General features: G+C 61.7%; 19 protein-coding genes. 11 read left to right on the top strand and 8 right to left on the bottom strand.

What is annotated here, in order from left to right; translation table 11 throughout:
• The first annotated feature begins 3 nt into the window (after positions 1-3).
• The 9 genes from ARC39_RS20780 to ARC39_RS20740 all read left to right on the top strand — a co-directional run bounded on the left by ARC39_RS20780 (position 4) and on the right by ARC39_RS20740 (position 8,643).
• Entirely contained in the window at positions 4-501 is a 498-nt protein-coding gene (locus ARC39_RS20780; RefSeq protein ID WP_068117321.1) for a lactoylglutathione lyase family protein, read from the top strand.
• A gap of 22 nt (positions 502-523) precedes the next feature.
• Entirely contained in the window at positions 524-1,516 is a 993-nt protein-coding gene (locus ARC39_RS20775) for a C-terminal binding protein (protein ID WP_068117318.1), read from the top strand.
• Positions 1,517-1,542: 26 nt separating this feature from the next.
• Positions 1,543-2,214 (top strand): RraA family protein, encoded by a 672-nt coding sequence (locus ARC39_RS20770; protein ID WP_068117314.1) that lies wholly within the window; start codon positions 1,543-1,545, stop codon positions 2,212-2,214.
• Complete coding sequence (locus tag ARC39_RS20765; protein ID WP_068117311.1) at positions 2,195-3,118, top strand: 2-dehydro-3-deoxygalactonokinase; 924 nt, start codon at positions 2,195-2,197, stop codon at positions 3,116-3,118. The genes ARC39_RS20770 and ARC39_RS20765 overlap by 20 nt, the downstream gene beginning before the upstream one ends.
• 1 nt (position 3,119) lies before the next feature.
• On the top strand, positions 3,120-4,640 hold the full coding sequence (locus ARC39_RS20760; RefSeq protein ID WP_068117308.1) for a sugar ABC transporter ATP-binding protein: 1,521 nt from the start codon (positions 3,120-3,122) through the stop codon (positions 4,638-4,640).
• Entirely contained in the window at positions 4,637-5,614 is a 978-nt protein-coding gene (locus tag ARC39_RS20755; RefSeq protein WP_068117305.1) for an ABC transporter permease, read from the top strand. The genes ARC39_RS20760 and ARC39_RS20755 overlap by 4 nt, the downstream gene beginning before the upstream one ends.
• A 27-nt stretch (positions 5,615-5,641) precedes the next feature.
• Complete coding sequence (locus tag ARC39_RS20750) at positions 5,642-6,637, top strand: substrate-binding domain-containing protein (protein ID WP_068117303.1); 996 nt, start codon at positions 5,642-5,644, stop codon at positions 6,635-6,637.
• A gap of 96 nt (positions 6,638-6,733) precedes the next feature.
• Positions 6,734-7,348 carry a 2-dehydro-3-deoxy-6-phosphogalactonate aldolase gene (locus ARC39_RS20745; protein WP_068117594.1) on the top strand — a complete coding sequence of 205 codons (615 nt, stop codon included), beginning with the start codon at positions 6,734-6,736 and terminating at the stop codon, positions 7,346-7,348.
• A 152-nt stretch (positions 7,349-7,500) separates the two neighbouring features.
• Positions 7,501-8,643 (top strand): MFS transporter, encoded by a 1,143-nt coding sequence (locus ARC39_RS20740; protein ID WP_068117301.1) that lies wholly within the window; start codon positions 7,501-7,503, stop codon positions 8,641-8,643.
• A gap of 179 nt (positions 8,644-8,822) precedes the next feature.
• On the opposite strand, the gene ARC39_RS20735 is transcribed toward ARC39_RS20740, so the two are convergent.
• The 8 genes from ARC39_RS20735 to ARC39_RS20700 all read right to left on the bottom strand — a co-directional run bounded on the left by ARC39_RS20735 (position 8,823) and on the right by ARC39_RS20700 (position 16,382).
• Positions 8,823-9,392 carry an NIPSNAP family protein gene (locus ARC39_RS20735; RefSeq protein ID WP_068117298.1) on the bottom strand — a complete coding sequence of 190 codons (570 nt, stop codon included), beginning with the start codon at positions 9,390-9,392 and terminating at the stop codon, positions 8,823-8,825.
• A gap of 149 nt (positions 9,393-9,541) precedes the next feature.
• Positions 9,542-10,462: a sugar kinase gene (locus ARC39_RS20730; RefSeq protein ID WP_068117295.1), complete on the bottom strand. Its 921-nt coding sequence runs from the start codon at positions 10,460-10,462 to the stop codon at positions 9,542-9,544.
• A 57-nt stretch (positions 10,463-10,519) separates the two neighbouring features.
• Complete coding sequence (locus ARC39_RS20725; RefSeq protein ID WP_068117292.1) at positions 10,520-11,716, bottom strand: L-dopachrome tautomerase-related protein; 1,197 nt, start codon at positions 11,714-11,716, stop codon at positions 10,520-10,522.
• Between the two features lie 71 nt (positions 11,717-11,787).
• A complete protein-coding gene (locus ARC39_RS20720) occupies positions 11,788-12,441 on the bottom strand; it encodes an RraA family protein (RefSeq protein WP_068117291.1) in 654 nt (217 codons plus the stop codon).
• A gap of 83 nt (positions 12,442-12,524) precedes the next feature.
• Entirely contained in the window at positions 12,525-13,493 is a 969-nt protein-coding gene (locus tag ARC39_RS20715; RefSeq protein WP_068117287.1) for a C-terminal binding protein, read from the bottom strand.
• 26 nt (positions 13,494-13,519) lie between these two features.
• A complete protein-coding gene (locus ARC39_RS20710; RefSeq protein WP_236545322.1) occupies positions 13,520-14,533 on the bottom strand; it encodes a DctP family TRAP transporter solute-binding subunit in 1,014 nt (337 codons plus the stop codon).
• 19 nt (positions 14,534-14,552) lie between these two features.
• Positions 14,553-15,839: a TRAP transporter large permease gene (locus tag ARC39_RS20705; RefSeq protein ID WP_068117285.1), complete on the bottom strand. Its 1,287-nt coding sequence runs from the start codon at positions 15,837-15,839 to the stop codon at positions 14,553-14,555.
• 3 nt (positions 15,840-15,842) lie between these two features.
• On the bottom strand, positions 15,843-16,382 hold the full coding sequence (locus ARC39_RS20700) for a TRAP transporter small permease (protein ID WP_161471000.1): 540 nt from the start codon (positions 16,380-16,382) through the stop codon (positions 15,843-15,845).
• Positions 16,383-16,527: 145 nt separating this feature from the next.
• Here ARC39_RS20700 and ARC39_RS20695 point away from each other — a divergent pair, with 145 nt between their 5' ends.
• On the top strand, positions 16,528-17,193 hold the full coding sequence (locus ARC39_RS20695) for a GntR family transcriptional regulator (RefSeq protein WP_161470999.1): 666 nt from the start codon (positions 16,528-16,530) through the stop codon (positions 17,191-17,193).
• An 86-nt stretch (positions 17,194-17,279) separates the two neighbouring features.
• Positions 17,280-18,257 (top strand): quinone oxidoreductase family protein, encoded by a 978-nt coding sequence (locus ARC39_RS20690; protein ID WP_068117276.1) that lies wholly within the window; start codon positions 17,280-17,282, stop codon positions 18,255-18,257.
• Positions 18,258-18,841: the final 584 nt, after the last annotated feature.

Here is an 18,841-nt window from a genome sequence, read left to right as displayed (position 1 = left end):
GCAATGCCTGCCAACACTTTCTCCCATATCGGGATCACCGTTCCGGATCTTGAAAAGGCGGTGGAGTTCTACACCAAGGCTTTTGGCTTCTATACCATTATGGAGCCGACCGAGATCCAGCAGGACGACAGTGCCATCGGCGAGATGTGCGACGACGTTTTCGGGCCGGGCTGGGGCTCATTCCGCATCGCGCATCTCTCGACGGGCGACGGCATCGGCATCGAGCTGTTCGAATTCCCCAAGACGGAACCCGAGGACCGGCCGTTCGAGTACTGGCGTCCCGGCCTGTTCCACTTCTGCATTCAGGACGAGAACCTGGAAGAGCGCGTGAAGGTCATCGAGTCACTCGGTGGCAAGCAGCGCATGAAGCAGGTCCGCAAGTACTATCCGGGCGAGAAGCCCTACCGGATGGTCTATTGCGAAGACCCGTTCGGAAACATCTTCGAGCTCTATTCCCACTCATACGAACTTACCTATTCCGCCGGCGCCTATCAGGACTGATCGCCGGAGACTGGAGCACGCCATGTCCGACAGACCCAAGGTTGTCATCACCGACTTCGACTACGGTGACAACGATATCGAGAAAGCCATCATCGAAGCGGCGGGCGGCCGGGTCGTCGGCCTGCAGGCGAAATCCGAGGAAGACCTCTTCGAACATGCCGAAGACTGCTTCGCCATGATCAACCAATATGCGCGCGTCGGTGCCAAGACCATCGCGCGTATGAAGAAATGCAAGGTGATTGCCCGCTACGGCGTGGGCGTCGATATCGTCGACGTCAAGACCGCAACAGAGCGCCGCATCATGGTGACCAATGTGCAGGACTACTGCACGGACGAGGTTGCCGATCACGCGATTTCGCTTTGGCTGACGCTCGTTCGAAAGCTGCTGCAATTCAATGAGTCCACCCATTCGGGCGTGTGGTCCTGGCATGCGGCGCGGCCGGTCTACCGGCTCCGGGGGCGGGTGATGGGGATCGTTTCCCTCGGCAAGATAGGTCAGGCGATTGCCGAACGCGCGCGTGCATTCGGTGTTCGGATTATCGCCTACGATCCGTATCTAGACCCCGCCGTTGCGGCAGATATTGGGGTTGAACTGGTCGATAAGCAGACGCTTGTCGCCCAGTCCAACTACATTCTCATGCAGGCACCGATGACGCCGGAGACGCGGCATTTCCTGTCCGATGCCGAGTTCGCTGCAATGCAGCCGGGCGCAATCTTGGTCAACACGGGGCGTGGGCCCACGGTGGACAACGCGGCGCTCTACCGGGCGCTGACCGAGGGCACGCTCGCGGGTGCCGGTTTGGACGACCCAGAGGAGGAGCCCGCCAAGCGCGCGCATTGGGATCCGGCGGACAACCCGATCTTCACGCTGCCCAACGTCATCGTCACACCGCACACCGCCTACTACTCCGAAGAATCCATCGAGCAGGCGCGCCAAACCGCCGCCTCGGAAGTTGCCCGTGTCCTGCGCGGCGAACGCCCGAAAAACCTCTTGAACACCGATGTTCTCGACTGATCAGCGAACGAAAAGGACAAACCGAAATGCTCCAAGTCTACAATGATTTTGAACGCCGTCCCGACCTTCTGGAGAAGTTCGATGCAGTGGTGGGGTGCCTTTCCGCAACGGCGGTTTTCGCCGATGTGCAATACCGCACCGGTGTCATGGATGCTGGGATCAAGCCCGCGTTTCGCGCCAAGACCTGCGGGCAGGCCCTAACGGTTCAGCTTTCGGTCGGCGACCTGGTCGATCCGCTCAAGGCACTGGAAATGGGCCACCCTGGCGACGTCATTGTGGTCGATGCCGGTGGCGATCCGAACACGTCCGTTTGCGGCGGGCTTATGGGAGGGCTGGCACAGAACCGGGGCATTCGCGCGATGGTCGTTGACGGTGCGGGCCGGGATACGGACGAACTCGAAGAAATCGGCTGGCCGATCTGGACACGTGCCGTCACCCCGCGCGGAACTCACACGATGTTCTCTCAGCGCAAGGAGGAACTGTCGATCAACGTGCCTATTCAATGCGGCGGGATCCGCGTGAACCCCGGTGACTTTGTGGTGGCGGACCTCATGGGCGTGACCGTCATTCCGCTGGAGAACGCCGAGAAGGTGGTTGAATTGGCTACGGAACAGGCCGAACGCGAAGAGAAGACCCGTGAATGGGTCGCCCAGGGCAAGACGGTGCAGGATCTTCTCGATGAATTCGGACGGATCTGAACCACGCTTGATTGGGGTCGATTGGGGGACAACCTCCTTTCGGGCCTATCTGCTTGGAACCGGCGGAGCCATCCTCCGCCGGATCGAACTCAGGCGCGGCATCCTGCATGTGGAGGAGGGCGATTTCGAGGGTTTCTTCCGTACCCATGTCGGGCCGTGGCTCACGGAATACCCGCTACCAGTGATCGTCTCGGGGATGATCACCAGCCGGAATGGCTGGATCGAGACTCCTTACGTGGAGCTGCCGGCCGGACCGGAGGAACTTGCCGAGAAGCTCACGGCGCACCGGCTGGCCGATGGGCTGGAGATCTACTTCATTACTGGCGCCACGGCGCTCGACGCGACCGGAGCGCCGGACGTGATGCGCGGTGAGGAGACGGAAATCGCAGGAGCGCTCGATACGGGGCTCACAGACGGTTTGCTCGTCATGCCGGGGACGCATTCCAAATGGGTGAAGCTCTCGACCGGTCGCATTGCTGCCTTCGAGACCTTCATGACCGGCGAGGTCTTCGCGGCGCTGCGCGACGCCACCATACTTGGAAAGCTGATGGCGGGAACCGAACCTGCGCCAGAGGCCTTTGCGCGAGGGGTGCGAGCTGGATTTGCTTCCCCTGGCGCGTTGCTGCACCGGCTTTTCCATGCCCGCACCCTACCGCTCATGGGACTCCTTGAAGAGTGGGAAACCGCCGATTTTCTATCCGGCCTATTGATCGGAACCGAGATTGGCGCGGCAATCGCCGGGCGAGACATAGACTGTGTGTCGATCATTGGGCGAAGCGACCTTGCGCGACGCTACGGCGAAGCGCTCGGAATCGCCGGGATCGGCGTTGTCGAGACGCCGCCCGACCTGGCCACACGCGGGCATCTGGCCATCGCCCGCATGGCCGGGTTGATGGAGGGTTGAGATGTCCGCATTGCTCGAACTGAAGTCGGTAAGTAAGTCCTTTGGTCCGACACTGGCACTCAATGCGCTGGATTTCGATCTGCTACCCGGCGAGGTGCATGCGCTGGTCGGCGAGAACGGAGCGGGCAAATCCACCGCGCTCGGCCTGATCTATGGGGTGATCGCGCCCGACAATGGGCAGGTCGAGATCGAGGGAAACCGTCAATCCTTCCGGTCGACTTCCGACGCGCAGGCCGCCGGGGTTAGCTGTGTCTTTCAGGAGCTGAGCCTCGCCGGCGGGTTGACGGTAGCTGAGAACATCTTTGCCGGTCATCCCCGGCAGCGCTTCGGCGTCGTGAACTGGAAGCGACTGCAGGCCGACGCCGCGGCACTCCTGTCGGAATTCGAGCTGAACCTCGACGTCCGCAAGACGGTGGACAGCCTGCCGGTCAGCGCACGCCAGGTGGTAGAGATTGCAAAGGCGCTCTCGCTGGAGGCAAAGATCCTGCTTCTCGACGAGCCAACCTCGGCGCTCGCCCCGGACGAGGTGGAGTCGCTCTTCGGTATTGTCCGAAAGCTGAAAGAACGCGGCATCGGCGTGATTTATGTCAGTCATCACCTGTCAGAGATATTCCGTATCTCCGACCGCATCACCGTGATGCGCGATGGCCAGAAGGTGGCAACCCACCGGACAAGTGAAACGACGGAGAAGGAAGTCGTGTCACAGATGGTCGGACGTTTGGCCACGGCGCGGCAGGAACGCGCGCCAAGAGAGATCGGGGCGGCGGTGTTCCAAGCGCGCGACCTTTCGCTAACGGGCATTTTTGACGATGTGAGTTTCGACGTCCGCGCGGGCGAGATTGTCGGGCTGGCGGGCCTACTTGGGTCGCGGTCGAAGTTGATTGCTCGGGCCGTGGCTGGGCTGCTGCCGGCGGCAAGCGGCCGGATGTCGCTCTGTGGTCGCGCCTATGCGCCGCGCTCGCTGCGCGAGGGCATCGCGGCGGGGGCCGCGTTCGTTCCAGAAGAGCGAAAGACAGAGGGCCTGTTTCTCGACGAAACCAATCTGGGAAACCTCGCGGCGGCCAATCTGGGTGCCTTCAGCCGCCGCGGCCTGTTTCAACGGAAGGTGGCCGCCCGGGCCACCGAACGCGCGATTGATCAGTTGGAGGTGAAGACTTCCGGTCCCGAACAGACAACGGGCGCGCTCTCCGGTGGAAACCAACAGAAGATCCTGCTGGCAAAATGGCTCGAAACCCAACCGCGCCTGCTGGTGTTGAACGAGCCGACAAAGGGGGTCGATATCGGCGCCAAACGCAAGATCCACGAGGAACTGGAGCGTTGTGCCAAAGATGGCATGGCGATCCTGCTCGCCTCGTCGGATTTCCCGGAGCTCCTGGGGATCTGCGACCGGATCCTCGTGGTCCGCGACGGTCGGATCGTCGGCGAGACCGATCCGCAGAACTTCAATGAGGATGACCTGCTTTCGGTCGCCTCCGGGGCGCAGCAGTTGCCGGCCCTTGTCCACGAGGGAGCAGATTCATGACCATCTCCGTTTCGTCCGAACGCGGCCACGCTGGCCTGCTGGAACGGATCGCACGCACGCGGGAACTGACGCTACTTGCGTTGATCATGGCAATCATCGTCGCGATGTCGCTCGCCTCGCCGCATTTCCTGTCGGTCGCGAACTTCAGGGCGATCTCGATTGGCATGACCCCAAACGCGATCATTGTAATCGGGATGGCGATCCTGCTCGCCTCCGGCGGATTCGATCTGTCGGTCGGATCGGTCATGGCCTTGTCGAGCACGGTGGTGGCCCTCTTGTTGCTCGCGGGCTGGTCAACTCCCACGGCGGTACTTGCGGCGTTGCTGGTCGGGACTGCCGCGGGATTGGTGAATGGCGGGTTGGTCACCGGGTTCGGGATCAACCCGCTGGTCGCCACGCTTGGCACAATGTCCATCGCGCGGGGGATCGCGCTGGTGATGACAGAGGGCTTTTCCGTGTCCAGCCTGCCAGCCGGGTTTGGCGCGGCTGGTAGAGCGTCGCTTGCCGGGCTGCCCGTCCTGTTCTGGGTGACAATTGTAATGGTGGTCACTTTCGATCTCGCCGTGCGTCACACGGCCTTTTTCCGGCAGGTTTATTTCATCGGTGCCAACGAACGCGCGGCGGCGCTGTCTGGTATCGCGGTCAACCGGGTGCGCGTGGTCGCCTACGTGATCACCGGGATCCTCGCTTCGCTGGCTGGTGTTCTTCTGGCTTCGCGCCTGATGAGTGGCACGCCAACGGCCGGGAATGGGTTGGAACTTCAGGTGCTTGCGGCAGCCGTGATCGGCGGGGCGAGCCTGAAGGGCGGAGAAGGCACGATCCTCGGAGCGTTCCTCGGCGTCGTCTTCGTGGCACTGATCAACAATGCCATGACCATGCTTGCCGTCTCCGTCTACTGGCAAATGATCATCATCGGCCTGGTGCTGGTGGTTGCCGTGGCGCTCGACATGCTGATGCGCCGGCGCGCCCGCTGATTCATCAAGTTTACAGAGGAGGAAATCATGACACCCAGACTTCAACTGAACCGGCGGCAGGCCCTCATGGCCGGGGCCACCGGCCTTGCCGGATCGATGCTTCCGAGTTTCTCTCGCGAGGCGCTCGCACAGGGTGCCGGCATGGAGTACGTCTTTTTGTCGGTAGTAACGCAGGTGCCATTCTGGCGCGATCACCGCGACGGGCTCGATGCCGCGGCACAGTCGCTCGGGGTGAAGACGACATTCACCGGCCCGCTCGATTTCGACACCGCCGGGCAGGCGCGTCAGCTTGACGAGTTGATCGTCCGTCGCCCGGCCGGAATCCTGATCTTTCCCGGAGATGTCGGAGCCTTGGAACCCGGAATCGCGCGGGCCACAGAGGCGGGTATCCCCGTGGCGATGATTATCGGCGACGCACCCAGTTCCGGCCGAATGTTGCATCTCGGCATCTCGAATTTCGAGGCCGGCAAGGAAGGCGGTAAAATGCTCGCAGAGGCCGTCGGCGGCAAAGGCAAGGTGTTGTTAGGGACATTTCCGGCACCCGCCGTTCTGGAGCGCGTCGAAGGATACAAGGCTTACTTCGCCGAAAACGCGCCGGAAATCGAGGTCGTGGACGTCATCAACGACAAGGCGGATCCCTCCTATGCGCCGACTGCCTATGCCCAGGCGATTCTTGCAAACCCCGATATCGTCGGTATCGGCGGAACCGATGGCGACAGCGGCAAGGGAGCTGCGATAGCCGTTACCGAAGCCGGGCGCGCGGGTGAAATCAAGATCGTCGGAATGGACCGCAACGACGACATGCTGCCGTACATCGAGGATGGGACCTTGGTCGGAGCAATCGCTCAGAAGTCCTTCGCGGAGGCCTTCCTTGCGGTTCACCTCCTGCACTGGCTGAACACCGACGGGATGAGGGTTCTGCCCGACTGGAAGTCCGCTGCGGTGAACCCGCTCCCCGAGCAGGTGGTCACGGGGGTGATGAAGATCACGCCGGAAAACGTGAGCCAGTTCCGCCACGCGTAGTCGGTTGGAGCTGGCTGGTTGTCGTCTGGCGCTTTGCATTCGCGCCGGGCGGCAATACTCGCCGGTACCGGCGAACTGCCAAGGCAGGGTATCATGATGCCGAGAGATCTGATCGCAATCCTCCGCGGCGTTCGGCCCGACGAGGTAGTGGACGTCGCCTCTGCGATCCACGCCGCTGGGATCTCTCGCATTGAGGTGCCTCTGAACTCGCCGAAACCCTTCGACAGCATTGAGCGACTGGCCGTTGCATTCGGTGATCGAGCGCTGATCGGTGCGGGCACGGTGCTTTCGGTCGGGGACGTCGAGAAGGTCCGTGAGGTAGGAGGGAAGATGATTGTCTCTCCGGATTGCAACCCGGATGTCATAGACGCCACGAAAGCTGCGGGACTGGCTTCCTTTCCCGGTGTACTGACCCCCAGCGAGTGTTTCACGGCCCTCCGGCATGGGGCGGATGGACTGAAGATCTTCCCCGCTTCTGTGCTGGGGGTTTCCGGCCTCGGCGCGTTGCGGGCGGTTCTACCGGCTGCGACGAAGATCTACGCAGTTGGTGGTGCATCGAAAGAGGATTTCGCCGATTGGATCGGCGCCGGCGTTACCGGGTTCGGAATTGGAAATGCACTCTACAAGCCCGGCGATGCGGCGGATGTCGTATCAACCAAGGCAACGGAAATTGTAAGTATTTTCGACGGTTTGCGCGGTTGCAAAGCGTAAGGGGGTAACGCGGCCGAACGCCGCGTTACAGCGGTCTTGCCCACCTGCATGCTGGCAGGTACCAAGCGGGGAATTGTTCGCCACTTGGCGGCCAGCCGATCACGCCAGGCCTTGTGGCCGACCTGACCGGGGCTTCCGGTCAGAGGCAAGTAATGAACCGCATCCTGCTGTTGTCTCTCGCGATTGGCGTCGTTGGCTCCAACTCGCTTGCCCTGAGCCCGCTTGCCGGATCCGTTGCCCTGTCCTTTGATGGCAAGGTGCCCGCCGATGTTCTGGTGGCCTCGGCGTGGTACGGCGCAGCGACCGCTGTCAGCGCCGTTCTGCTTGCGCCGCATATCGGCCGTATCGGCGCGCGCCGCGCGCTGTTGCTGGCGATGTTCGCGTTGTCGCTTGCGCTTGTGGCAACTGCCGGGGCCACTCAGCTCCATCACATCAACCTGTATCAGGCCATGGCCGGGATCGCGGCCGGTGTGTGTTTGCCGTCAATCTACGGGTTTGCGGCAGATTTTTCCCCGCCAGGTCGACAGAACGAGACGGTTGGGAAGGTGCTGACTGGGTGGACGGTCAGCCTCGTGGTCGGCGTGAGTATCGCCGCTTTCCTCGCCGATCTTGTGCACTGGCGCGTTGTCTTCCTCGCGTTGTCATGCTTGGGGCTGCTCATTTGCCTTGCCTTGTTCCGCGTGCTTCCGCCCGATGGAACAAAGGCCGACCGGGTTGACGTTCCTTCTCCGCTCGACGCGCTGAAGGTCGCAGGTATCGCCCCTGTACTCGTGTCGGTCTCAGCCTTCATGGTCGCGTTTTATGGCCTCTACGCTTTCGTCGGACCTCACGTGCACGACGCCCTTGGCAAATCGACGACGCTGGCCGGGCTCGTTTCGTTGAGTTACGGCCTTGGATACGGAGCTGCCACGATCCTTGATCCTGTAATTGACAGGTTTGGACGCAGGAGGGCAGGTCCTGTCATCTTCGCTGCGCTGACCGCGACCTACGTCGGCCTCGCCGTTGCCGGCCAGAGCTATCCGACACTGCTGGCCTCAGCGTTTTTCTGGGGTGTTTTCGTGCATCTTGGCATGACGATCCTGGTCGGCCGGCTAACGTCGATTTCACCGCGCAACCGGGCGGCCATCCTGGGTCTCTACAGCGGCGTGACCTACGCCTCGATGTTCGTGGGGACGGCCGCGTTCAAACCGATCTACAGTGCGTTCGGTCTGCCCGGCGCAACCCTGTCCGCAGCGATGTGCCTGTGTCTCGTGTTCATCATTGATCGGGCGTTCTCGCGACAGTGGAACGACTGACGAGAGCATTTCGTGTAACAGCGACGCCGCGGTTCAAAGCCGGTGGCTGAACCCGACGGCGGTCGAGAAATACTGCGTCAGATCACAACGGCAGTATTTTGGGTTTGCCGCGGCGATGGGACCGCCTGCGCGCTGCGCACCAAACGTTTCCGTCTCCAACGTCACTGGGCTTTGACAGGTCACAGTGGGGAGAAACTCAGCCGGCGCAGGAGTTCCGTTGCGCCGCGTTCAACGGGAGCTTGTGGTAGGCCGCGCAACGTATGGAACGAAATCTGCTCGCCCGCGTGGGGACCAAGGAGGCATCGGCCTGCCAAGGTGCGCGCGTATTCGACGTCGGGGAGATAACCCATTGACAGCACCTGAAACTCGCCGGTCATAAGCGTGTCGTCACTATTGAAGATCGCACCGTGCTTCCCGGCCTGTTCAAGCGTCGACGTGGTGGCGTCGGAAGCCGATACAACCTCGAAAAACCGGGATTGTTGATTGCCAATCATCGGCATGGCCCGGGGTACGAAGCCTTCGGTCCAATCGCGGTCCGACATGAGCTTGTCACGTCGCCTAAGCCGATCGGCAATGTCCGCATAGGCCCACAAGTGGTGGAGTCTGTTGAGTTGCCCAACCTCGGTTATCCAGTATCCGGCAAGCGGGAGGTGCCGCGTGATAAGGTGAATGCCATCGTGCGCAAGAAGCTCCAGATATTGATGGGCCACGCCGGGCGCGAAGTCGTAGGTTCTGAGTTCGAGGAGCATCGGGTTCAACCTTCCTTACGTCCGGTGTGTTGTGCGTGCCCACCACTCGTAGAATGCCGGGCACGAACGTGGCCGCTATCGGGGGTCTTTCATTAACGGCACAATGGTGGAACGTGCCCGGACCCGGGCGCGCGGTTTGGCCGGGTGCCTCAGGCGTCGGCGCCCTTGAGGAAAGCGAGCACATCACCTTTTTGAGGCATTGGCGCAACTGCACCGTAGCCCTGTGTCGACAGCGCGGCAGCGGCATTGGCGTACCGTGCCGCCTCGAACGGGTCGTCGCCTGCCGCGAGCCGCGCTAGGAATGCCCCGTCGAACGTGTCGCCCGCAGCAGTTGCGTCGACGGGCGAGACCTTGCGACCCCCGATCAGTTTTCGAGCCTCCGGTGTCGCAACAAGCGTGCCCTTCGCGCCCAGAGTCAGGGCGACCGTACCAGCGCCGAGCGCAAGGTAGAAATCGACGATCTTGTCTGGGTCATCCTGACCCGTCAGGTGTGTGGCATCATCCATGCCAGGTAACGCAATATCGCAGCTTTTCATGGCCTCGTGGATGACAGCACGCGCGCGGGACAGGGGCCAGAGTTTCAGGCGAAGGTTGGTGTCATAGGAAACCGCGCCGCCGGCTCCCTTCACGATGTCGATGGCCTCGAACACCGCATCGGCGGCGGAGGCAGAGATGGCTTGGCTGATGCCGGAGACGTGCAGGAATTTCGCGCCTTTGAGGGTGTCGACTGGCAGGTCCTCGGGACGCATCATGCTGGCCGCCGAACCGGCGCGGAAATAGCTGAACTCGTGGCCATCTGGCCCGTGGGTCACGAAATAGACGGCCGTCGGCGCACTGTCGATCTGCCGGACAGCGGATGTGTCGATGCCTTCTGCGTTCCACAAGTCCATGAAACTGTTGCCGAACGTATCCTGCCCGAGCAGCGTGAAATAGGCGACAGAAGCCCCCTGCCTCGCAGCGGCGCATGCGGTGTTCGACGTGTCGCCGCCATGGCCGGGGAGGTAGTTGCCATCGGGTTGCTGGTTGAACTCCAGCATCGGCTCGCCAAGGCACAGGATATCAGCTGTCATGTCCGGTCTTTCATGAAAAGGGTTGCGCCCCGTGGGGACGCGACCAGTTTGGGAGGATCATTCCTCGGTTGTGTAGCTCTTGCCGACGCCCGGGATCTTCCAGATACGGAAGTTCGGGATGGCCGGGTTTTCGAAGTCCATCTCGCCATCGACCCAGACATGCAGGTGGTTCGACACGACATAGAGCGCGTCATCCGGCCCCCATGCGAGCGTATCGGGCCAGTTCATCTCGGGGTGATGGGCAAAGCGGGTCACCGCGCCGGTGGACTCGTCGAACTTCATGACGCCGTCGAGTGACAGGGCGGTCATGTAGATGTTGCCCTGGTTGTCGGCTGTCATGCCGTCGGTGTTGGAGGGCAAAGCAGTCTCGATGGTGACCGCGTTCTCGATAACGGTTTCGCTCGTTTCGAAGTTCCGCAGGATCTCGGTCGGCAGGCTGTAGAGATGGTTGCCTGTCAGGTTCGTCCAGTAGACCGTCTCCTTGTCGCCGCCCAGGGCGATACCATCGGCGCCGGTCTGCATGCCACCGCCCTGGAGCACCTGGCGGTCGTCGATGTTGAAGAAGAAGTTCGGCTCGTTGTTGGTGAACCTGTGGCTGTCGAGGATGCGCCGTACCGAGTTGGCTTCGCTGTCGTAGACGATCAGCCCGCCTTCGAGAGGATTGCAGAAGATACCGCTGTCGGCGATGTAGGCAAAACCCGTATCGTTGTCGACCGCGAGGTCGTTCAGGAAGGAACAGGTCGGCGAGGCTTCCTCGGGCGTGAACTCGTAGCGCTGGATCTCCTCGTTCGTCGCAATGTCCCAAAGAACAAGCTTGGCATCGCCCGGCTGGAGTTCCGAGCCTGCGACATGGCCTTGGTCGAGGATCCACATCACGTCGTTGCGGTCTATCTCGAAACCGAGGACCGCCTTCAAGCCGGCCGCGTTGGCGACATCGTTCATCTCTTCGCTGGGATAGGCTTCGAGTTCCCAGACCTCTCCGTTGCGGACCAGTTTGGACAGCGTCGAGGGGATCTCCGGACCACCCCAGCGGGCGGTGGAGACATAGATGTTGCCCTGGCTGTCGAGCTTTGCACCCTGAATCAGAGCCTTTCCGAAAAGCTCACTCTGCTCCCACGTGGCTTTCGTGGTGTCGTCCTTGACGGCATATGGCAGGCTATTCCACTCTGCGACGACCTCCGGTAGCTGTTCCGCAGCGACCGGAGATGCCAAGAGCAAAGCCAGGGTGAATGTGTTGAACGTCCGATTCAGCATTTTAGACCTCCCTTTCTGTGTGACTGGCGCTCGCGAGCTGCTGCAACAGCTCGCGGGCACCGGGTTCCGGATCAGATCCGTCCGTATTTTGCGAGCCCCTCGCGGAGGGAACCGCTGTCGATGATCAGCTTGGCCTGCTCCGCCTCGCGCTCGTCGATCTCGCGCGACATTTCCAGAACGGCCTCGGCATGTTCGCGCGGGATGCATACGACACCGTCGATGTCACCCATGATGATGTCGCCAGGATGGATGATCACTTCGCCGATCTTGACTTCGACGTTCGAGGCGATCGTCTTGTAGTTGCCGAGCGTGGTGCCCGGGCAGACGGTCCGGGAGTAGACCGGGAAGTCGTAGTCGCGCTTGATTTCGACGATGTCGCGGACACCGGCGTCGAGCACGGCGGCCTCATGCTTGTTCGCGACTGCGCCGGCGGTCATCAGCCCGCCCCAAACAGCGATCTCACCGTGTCCGTTGGTGGAAATCACGATCACCGAACCTGCGTCGGCCTCGTCTATCGCGTTGAGTGCGTGTTCCGGGGCGACGTTTTCGTCGGTCGGTCCCTCGAGCACCGTTACGGCCGGACCGGCGATTTTCTTTTCGTTGATCCTGGGGCGCAGATCGCTGTCGAGCCATCCCCCCTTGCCTTCGGCAATCTTTTCGACGGCATCGGCGCAGGAGGCGGTCGCCACCTCGCGAAAGCCTGCCACCAGTTCTTCAAGTGTCATTCTGAAGTCCTTTCAGTTCGTTTGTTGTGGAGACCGGGGCGCATTGGGCGTTCCCCGGTGCGGAAGTCCGATGGCGGGTGTCCTCACCAGGAGTTCATCCAGTTTCGGGGCGACGTTCCCTCGAGAACACGCGCGACTTCTTTTGCCGCGAGACTCTGAAGAACGCGGACGGAACGTTCCGAATACCAGCCCGCGTGATCCGACAGCACCGTGTTGGGCGCGGACAAAAGTGGGTTGTCTGCCGATACCGGCTCCTGCTCGAAAACGTCCACGCCAGCGCCGAAGAGGCGCCCCTGATGCAGCGCTTGCGCCAGCGCCACCTCGTCCACGAGCCCGCCGCGCGAGACGTTCACGAGGATGGACGTCGGTTTCAGCAGCGCGAGTTCGGCGGCCCCGATCATGTGGCGGGTTTCTGGTGTAAGCGGCGCGTGCAGGCTCAGCACGTCGGCTTCCCGATAGATAGTGTCGAGGTCCGCGCGTTCGATTCCGGCAGCCGCAGCCTTTTCCGCGGTCAGATTCGGATCGTGCGCCAAGGTCCGTGTGAAGCCGAGCGCTGAGAATTTCCGGGCAGCCGCCATGCCGATCTTGCCGCAACCGATCATACCGAGCGTGGCGTTGTCCCGCCCGGGAATCGTCGCTGCCTGCCCGACCGCCCAGGCACCCGCCCGGACTTCGCTGTCGCGGCTCACGATACGGCGCTGAACGGCGAGATAGAGTGCGACGGCCTGTTCGGAGACCTCGATCTCGGCACCGTAGTCAGGCACGTTCGCGACCTTCACGAGGCGTGCGCGCGCGGCATCCAGATCGATGTTGTCGACCCCGACACCATAGCGCACCACGACCCTGAGGTCCGGACAGGCATTCATCAGGCGTTCCGATACCTCGCGTTCGCGCACCATCAATCCAACAGTCATCTGACCGGTCAGCGAAGAGACCGCATCGGCACCCGTGGGTACCGGAAGAACCTCAATGCCCAACGGTCCGAGAATGGACCTCTCGACATCGTAATCGGCATAGCCTGGTTCAAGGACGGCAACGATAGGAGTGCTCATGACACGGTCTCTTCGGTTCTAGGGGGTTACTCGGCCCGGTAGGCGGTAATTGCGGCATCAAGCCTGTCGGGCCATTCGGCACCGATGTCGCTGACCAGGAACTCGCGCACGGCAGGTTGCGCCGAGGTGCGGAAGGCCTCTTTCTGGTCCGGGCTTACCGGCACAACTTCCATGCCGAGTTCGGACAGGATCGCTGTCGCATTTGCGTCCTGTGCCGCCGTCATGCCGCGATGGATGACCTTGGCGATTTGAACGCATTGATCGACTGCGGTTTTCTCGCCGTCGGTCAGCCCTTCGTAGAAGGCGTCGGACATCAGGTAGGCGTGCCAAGAGAAGACATGCCCGTCGAGCGACACATATTTCTGGTGCTGGTAGAGCGACGCGTTGACGATGTTGGTAACGCCATTCTCCTGTCCGTCGACCACACCTTGCTGGAGCGCACCGGGCAGTTCCGGCCACGGTACCGGGGTGGCCGAGGCGCCGAGGCTTTCGACCAGCTTGACCCAGACCGGGGCGGTCATGACCCGCATTTTCAGGCCTTCCATGTCCTCGGGCGAGGCCACCGGCTTGACGTTGTTGGTGAAGTTGCGCACGCCGTTATCGGCCACTCCGAAGCCGCGGATGCCGGTCTTGGTACGCATGTCCTCGAACAGTTCGTCGCCGAAGGGGCCGTCCATCACCGCCCAGGCCATCGCCTGATCATCGAAGATATAGGGCATGGCGAGAACGCCGAAGGGCTTGTAGATCGCCGAGACCGGGCCGTCGTGGATGGCGGTCATCTGGACCGTGCCGAGCTGCAGGGCTTCGAGTATTTCCGTGCCTCCGCCAAGCTGGCTTGCCGGATAGACCTGAACGTCGATCGAACCGGACGTCTTGCCTTCGACGCAGGCCTCGAAGGCGAGCGCTGCGGCATGCTTGGGCGAGCTCAGATCACCGGCCTGGAAATGGGCGTACTTAAGCTCCTTGGCCATTGCCGCCTGGGTGCCGAGCGCCAGTGCGGCCGCAGCCGTTGCGGTGAACAGTTTCGACATGGTTTTCATTGGAAACCTCCCTTTTATGTCAGTGCGAGAACCCGAAGAAGTGCGGGATGAAGGTGGAGATGCCGGGAACCAGCATCACCAGGAGAAGAACGATCATTTCGGCAAGCAGCAGCGGAATGACAGCGCGGGACAGTCCCTCGACCTTGAGCCGGCCAACGGTCGCGATAACGAAGAGAACCGGCCCCACGGGCGGTGTGATCATCCCGATGGTCAGGTTGAGCACGAGCATCATGCCGAATTGAAGCGGGTCGATACCCGCGCTGTAGGCGATGGGGCCGAGGATCGGCGTCAGGATGATCAACGCCGGCAACGTATCGATGAAGAATCCGCAGACGAGCGCGAAACCGGCCAGGATGAAAATGACGCCGATCTTATTCGTCGTGATCGAGGCGATGCCCTCGGCGAGCGTCTGCGGGATCTGCAGATAGGTCAGCAGCCATGCGAAGATCGAGGCCATGGCGACGATCAGCAGCACCGATGAGGTGATCACGGCAGCCCGGGCAAAAGCGTCGTATATCGATTTCAGCGTGAATGCTCGCAGGACGACGCCGAGCAGCAGCGCATAGGCGGAGGCGACGGCGCCGGCCTCGGTGGGGGTGAAGACGCCAAAGAGGATGCCGCCGAGGATGATCGCCGGCATGACGATAGCGGGCATCGCGGCGATCGTGCTGTCACGCAGTTCCTTCCGGCTCGCCCGGTCCTCGCGGCCGCGGTACCCTCGCCGTGTGGACACGATATGGTTGGCGATGGCGAGCGATAGCCCCAGCAACAGTCCGGGTACCACACCGGCAAGGAAGAGCGCGGCGACCGACACACCCGTTGTCGAAATGGCGAAGATCACGGCGAGGATGGAGGGCGGAATGATCGGGCCGATGGTCGCGGTGGCCGCCGAAAGCGCGCCCGCGTAGTTCGCCTCGTAGCCTGCATTGCGCATCATGCGCATGACGATCGCGGAGGGGCCGGCGGCGTCTGCCAGGGCGGAACCGCTGATCCCGGCAAAGAGCATTGAGACAAGGATGTTCACATGGCCGAGCCCGCCGCGGACGTGCCCGACGAGAGCATTCGCGAAGCGAAGGAGGGCGCGCGTCAGTCCGCAGGCTGTCATCAGTTCGGACGCGAGGATGAAGAATGGAACCGCCATGAGCGGGAAGGAATCGATCCCCGCGAACATGCGCTGCGTTGCCGCGAGCGGGTTCAACGAACCATCTGTCAGGATCGCGGTGATGCCGGCGATGCCCATGGTGAACGCGACGGGGATGCCAAGGATCAAGGATGCGAAGAACAGGAGGATAAGGGTTTTGCCCATGGCCTAGCCCTCTTTGTCCGAGGTCGTCGACGCGACCGGGGTACCGGGCTCTTCAAGGCTACTGTCGTCGCCAAGGTCCCAATCGTGATGCACGTAGCGTCGCGCAAACGTTGCGAGATGCACGAGGAACAAGGCGCAGCCGATAGGAATCGCGAGATAGGGCACGCCGCGAGGCATGCCGGTGGACATGGTTTCCTTTGGCCAGCCAAACGCGACGAAGCGGATGCCCAACCAGAGCATGACCGACATGAACACGAACATGGTTGCGACACCGAACCATCGCAGGAGCGTCCCAAGGCGGTCGGGGAGCAAATCGGGCAGGAGGTCGATGGCCACGAGGCGGCCTTCACGCAGCGCGATGCCGGCACCGCAGAAAGCTCCCAGAACCATCAGGTGCCGGGCGGCTTCCTCGACCCAGGGAAAGGAGTAGTTGAACACGTAGCGACCGAGAACATTCGCGAAGACTATCCCGAACACGATTGCGAGGATTGCCGCGACAAGGGCCCTGTTCGCTTCGACAAAGCCAGCTCTTAGTCGGTTCATTGTCTTCCTCCCGTCGGCTTCGACGTTCTTCGCGAAACCGTGGCCGGAAAACTGGCATACAGTGTCCTGCATGTCAATCGCATCGTTCTTCGTATGTTGTATGCTGGCGTCAAATCCGATAGCTTGCGCTCAGGAGGCCGTCGCCATGAAAGCTCTCAAACGCCCAAAAAGCCTGACGGAACTGGTTACCGAGGAAGTACGGTCGTGGATAATCAACGGTCAGATTCAGATGGGCGATTCATTGTCGGAGGTCGGTATCTCCCGAGATCTCGACGTCAGCCGGACACCTGTTCGGGAGGCCATCAACCGACTCGAGTCGGAGGGGCTGGTCAGGACGGAACCTAACCGCGGTACTTTCGTGTTCCGGTTGGAGCCGGATGAGCTGGTGAAGATCTGCGATGTGCGCGTGTGCCTCGAAACGACTGCCATGCGCGCGGCGTTTGACCATGACCGCAAGCGTCTCACCGAGAGCCTGGATAAGTGTCTCGACAACATGCGTCGCCACCGGGAGAGGGGCGAAGATACGGAGTATCTTCAGGACGATACCGTGTTCCACCAGATCTTGTTCGATTGTGCGGACAACAGGTTCCTGAGCGACGCCTATCACACGATTTCCGCGATGATGGCCGCGCTGAGGATGCAATTGGGGCGGCATGCGCGTCACATGGAAAAGTCCTTCCAGGAGCACATCAAGATTGTAGACGCGTTGAAGCTTGGGGACCTGGACGACGCGCTGCGCGTTCTGGAAAACCATATCGGGCGGAAGGAGGGATCGTATTGGACAGACGTCACGAACGATTTTCAGCGTTGACCTGCCTCACATGCCTTTGGTGCGGGACGCCGTTTAAAGCCGCCGGTGGCGCGGGAATGAAATGACGGGTTTGGTGGAGCATCTGAATGGAAACGAAAGCCATCAGGCAGCACGAACATGGCGGAGTAGAGGTTCTTCAACTCGAGACCTTGGACGTGGGCGCGCCTGGCCCGGGTGAGGTTCGGATTCGCCAGCATGCTTGCGGTGTGAACTTCATAGACATTTATCATCGGCAGGGGCTTTACCCGTTGCCGCTCCCGCACGGTCTGGGGCTTGAAGCTGCCGGCGTCGTCGACGCAGTCGGTGACGGAGTGGAGCATGTCTCGCCGGGAGATCGGGTGGCATATGTCTCCACCACCCCGGGTGCCTACGCCGAGTTGCGCAATCTGCCAGCATCGTTCCTTTGCCCGTTGCCGGACGACGTATCGTTCGAAGATGCGTCATCCATCATGGTTCAGGGGCTCACGGTGGAACTGCTATTCAACCGAATTTCCCCCGTGCGCGCCGGCGACACTGTCCTGTTTCACGCGGCGGCGGGCGGGGTCGGCCTTGTCGCCTGCCAGTGGGCACGGTCCGAGGGCGTGCGCCTGATCGGCACTGCGGGGAGCGACGAGAAATGCGCACAGGCGCTAGCCCTTGGCGCCTCCGAGATGGTGAACTACCGCAGGTCCGATTTCGTTCAGGAAGTCAAAAGGCTGACCGACGGTGAGGGCGTCGATGTGGTGATGGACGGCGTCGGAAAGGACACGTTCATGGGATCTCTCGACTGTTTGCGTCCTCTGGGAACCATGATTTCCTTCGGTAACGCCTCCGGCATGGTACCACCGTTGGATATCATGGAATTAGCCGTTCGTGGATCGTTGAAGGTCACTCGTCCAATCCTTCTGAAGCACATTGGCGACCCGGACCTGTTGGCGCAGATGTCCAGAATCCTCTTCGAGAAGATGCGCGCGGGGGCGGTGGTTCCGCAGATCGGCCTCAAGCTTGGTTTGAAGGATGCGGCATCGGCCCAGGAGAAGCTTGCCGCAAGAAGCACCATGGGTTCAATTGTCCTGACGTGTTGACCCGCTGAGCTGGGCGAGACCATTCCTCACGAATGAATATCGGTCGACCGATTGCTTCCGGAGCCATGCTCGAGGAGCGACTGGTTCGTGCTTCAGGGATACGCAACGGCGCGGTCACTTCCCCAGCAACGGCCGTGGGCGCGCGGCGAGTTCTGCTGCCGTGTCCACGCTAATTCCTGTCATGCACAGCAAAACAAGCGATACATCGGCGCGATGACCTGGAAGCCGCGGCTGTGGGGGAGCACCAACACTCGCCATGTGGCGTCACGGTCGGGCGGGAGCTTTCCCGCGTGTGACGGGGGAGGGATCCGCGGGGCTGGGAAGCAGAAACGCGACCCTCCATGGCGATTGGTTGCCACCGGGTTTTCCAGACCCGACCTTCGCATGTCGCACGCGCGATGAGGAGCCGAACCAATTGGACGCATTAGTGGCGCCGAGGCCATGGCGACATCGCTTGTCAGCGCATCCGCCCGCAAACAGATGGCAACTGGATGGGTCGCACGTTCAAGCGATCAGCATTGCGCAATTGACCGAGATCTCTGCTGTTCGGTCCGTGTCCACAACCCGGCCCCGTGCGGTTCAGC

The sequence above is a fragment of the Tropicimonas marinistellae genome (assembly GCF_001509585.1).
In the GTDB taxonomy this organism is placed as follows: Bacteria; Pseudomonadota; Alphaproteobacteria; order Rhodobacterales; family Rhodobacteraceae; genus Tropicimonas; species Tropicimonas marinistellae.
The sequence above is the reverse complement of the archived record's forward strand: the minus strand, read 5'-3'. Positions and strand labels throughout refer to the sequence as shown.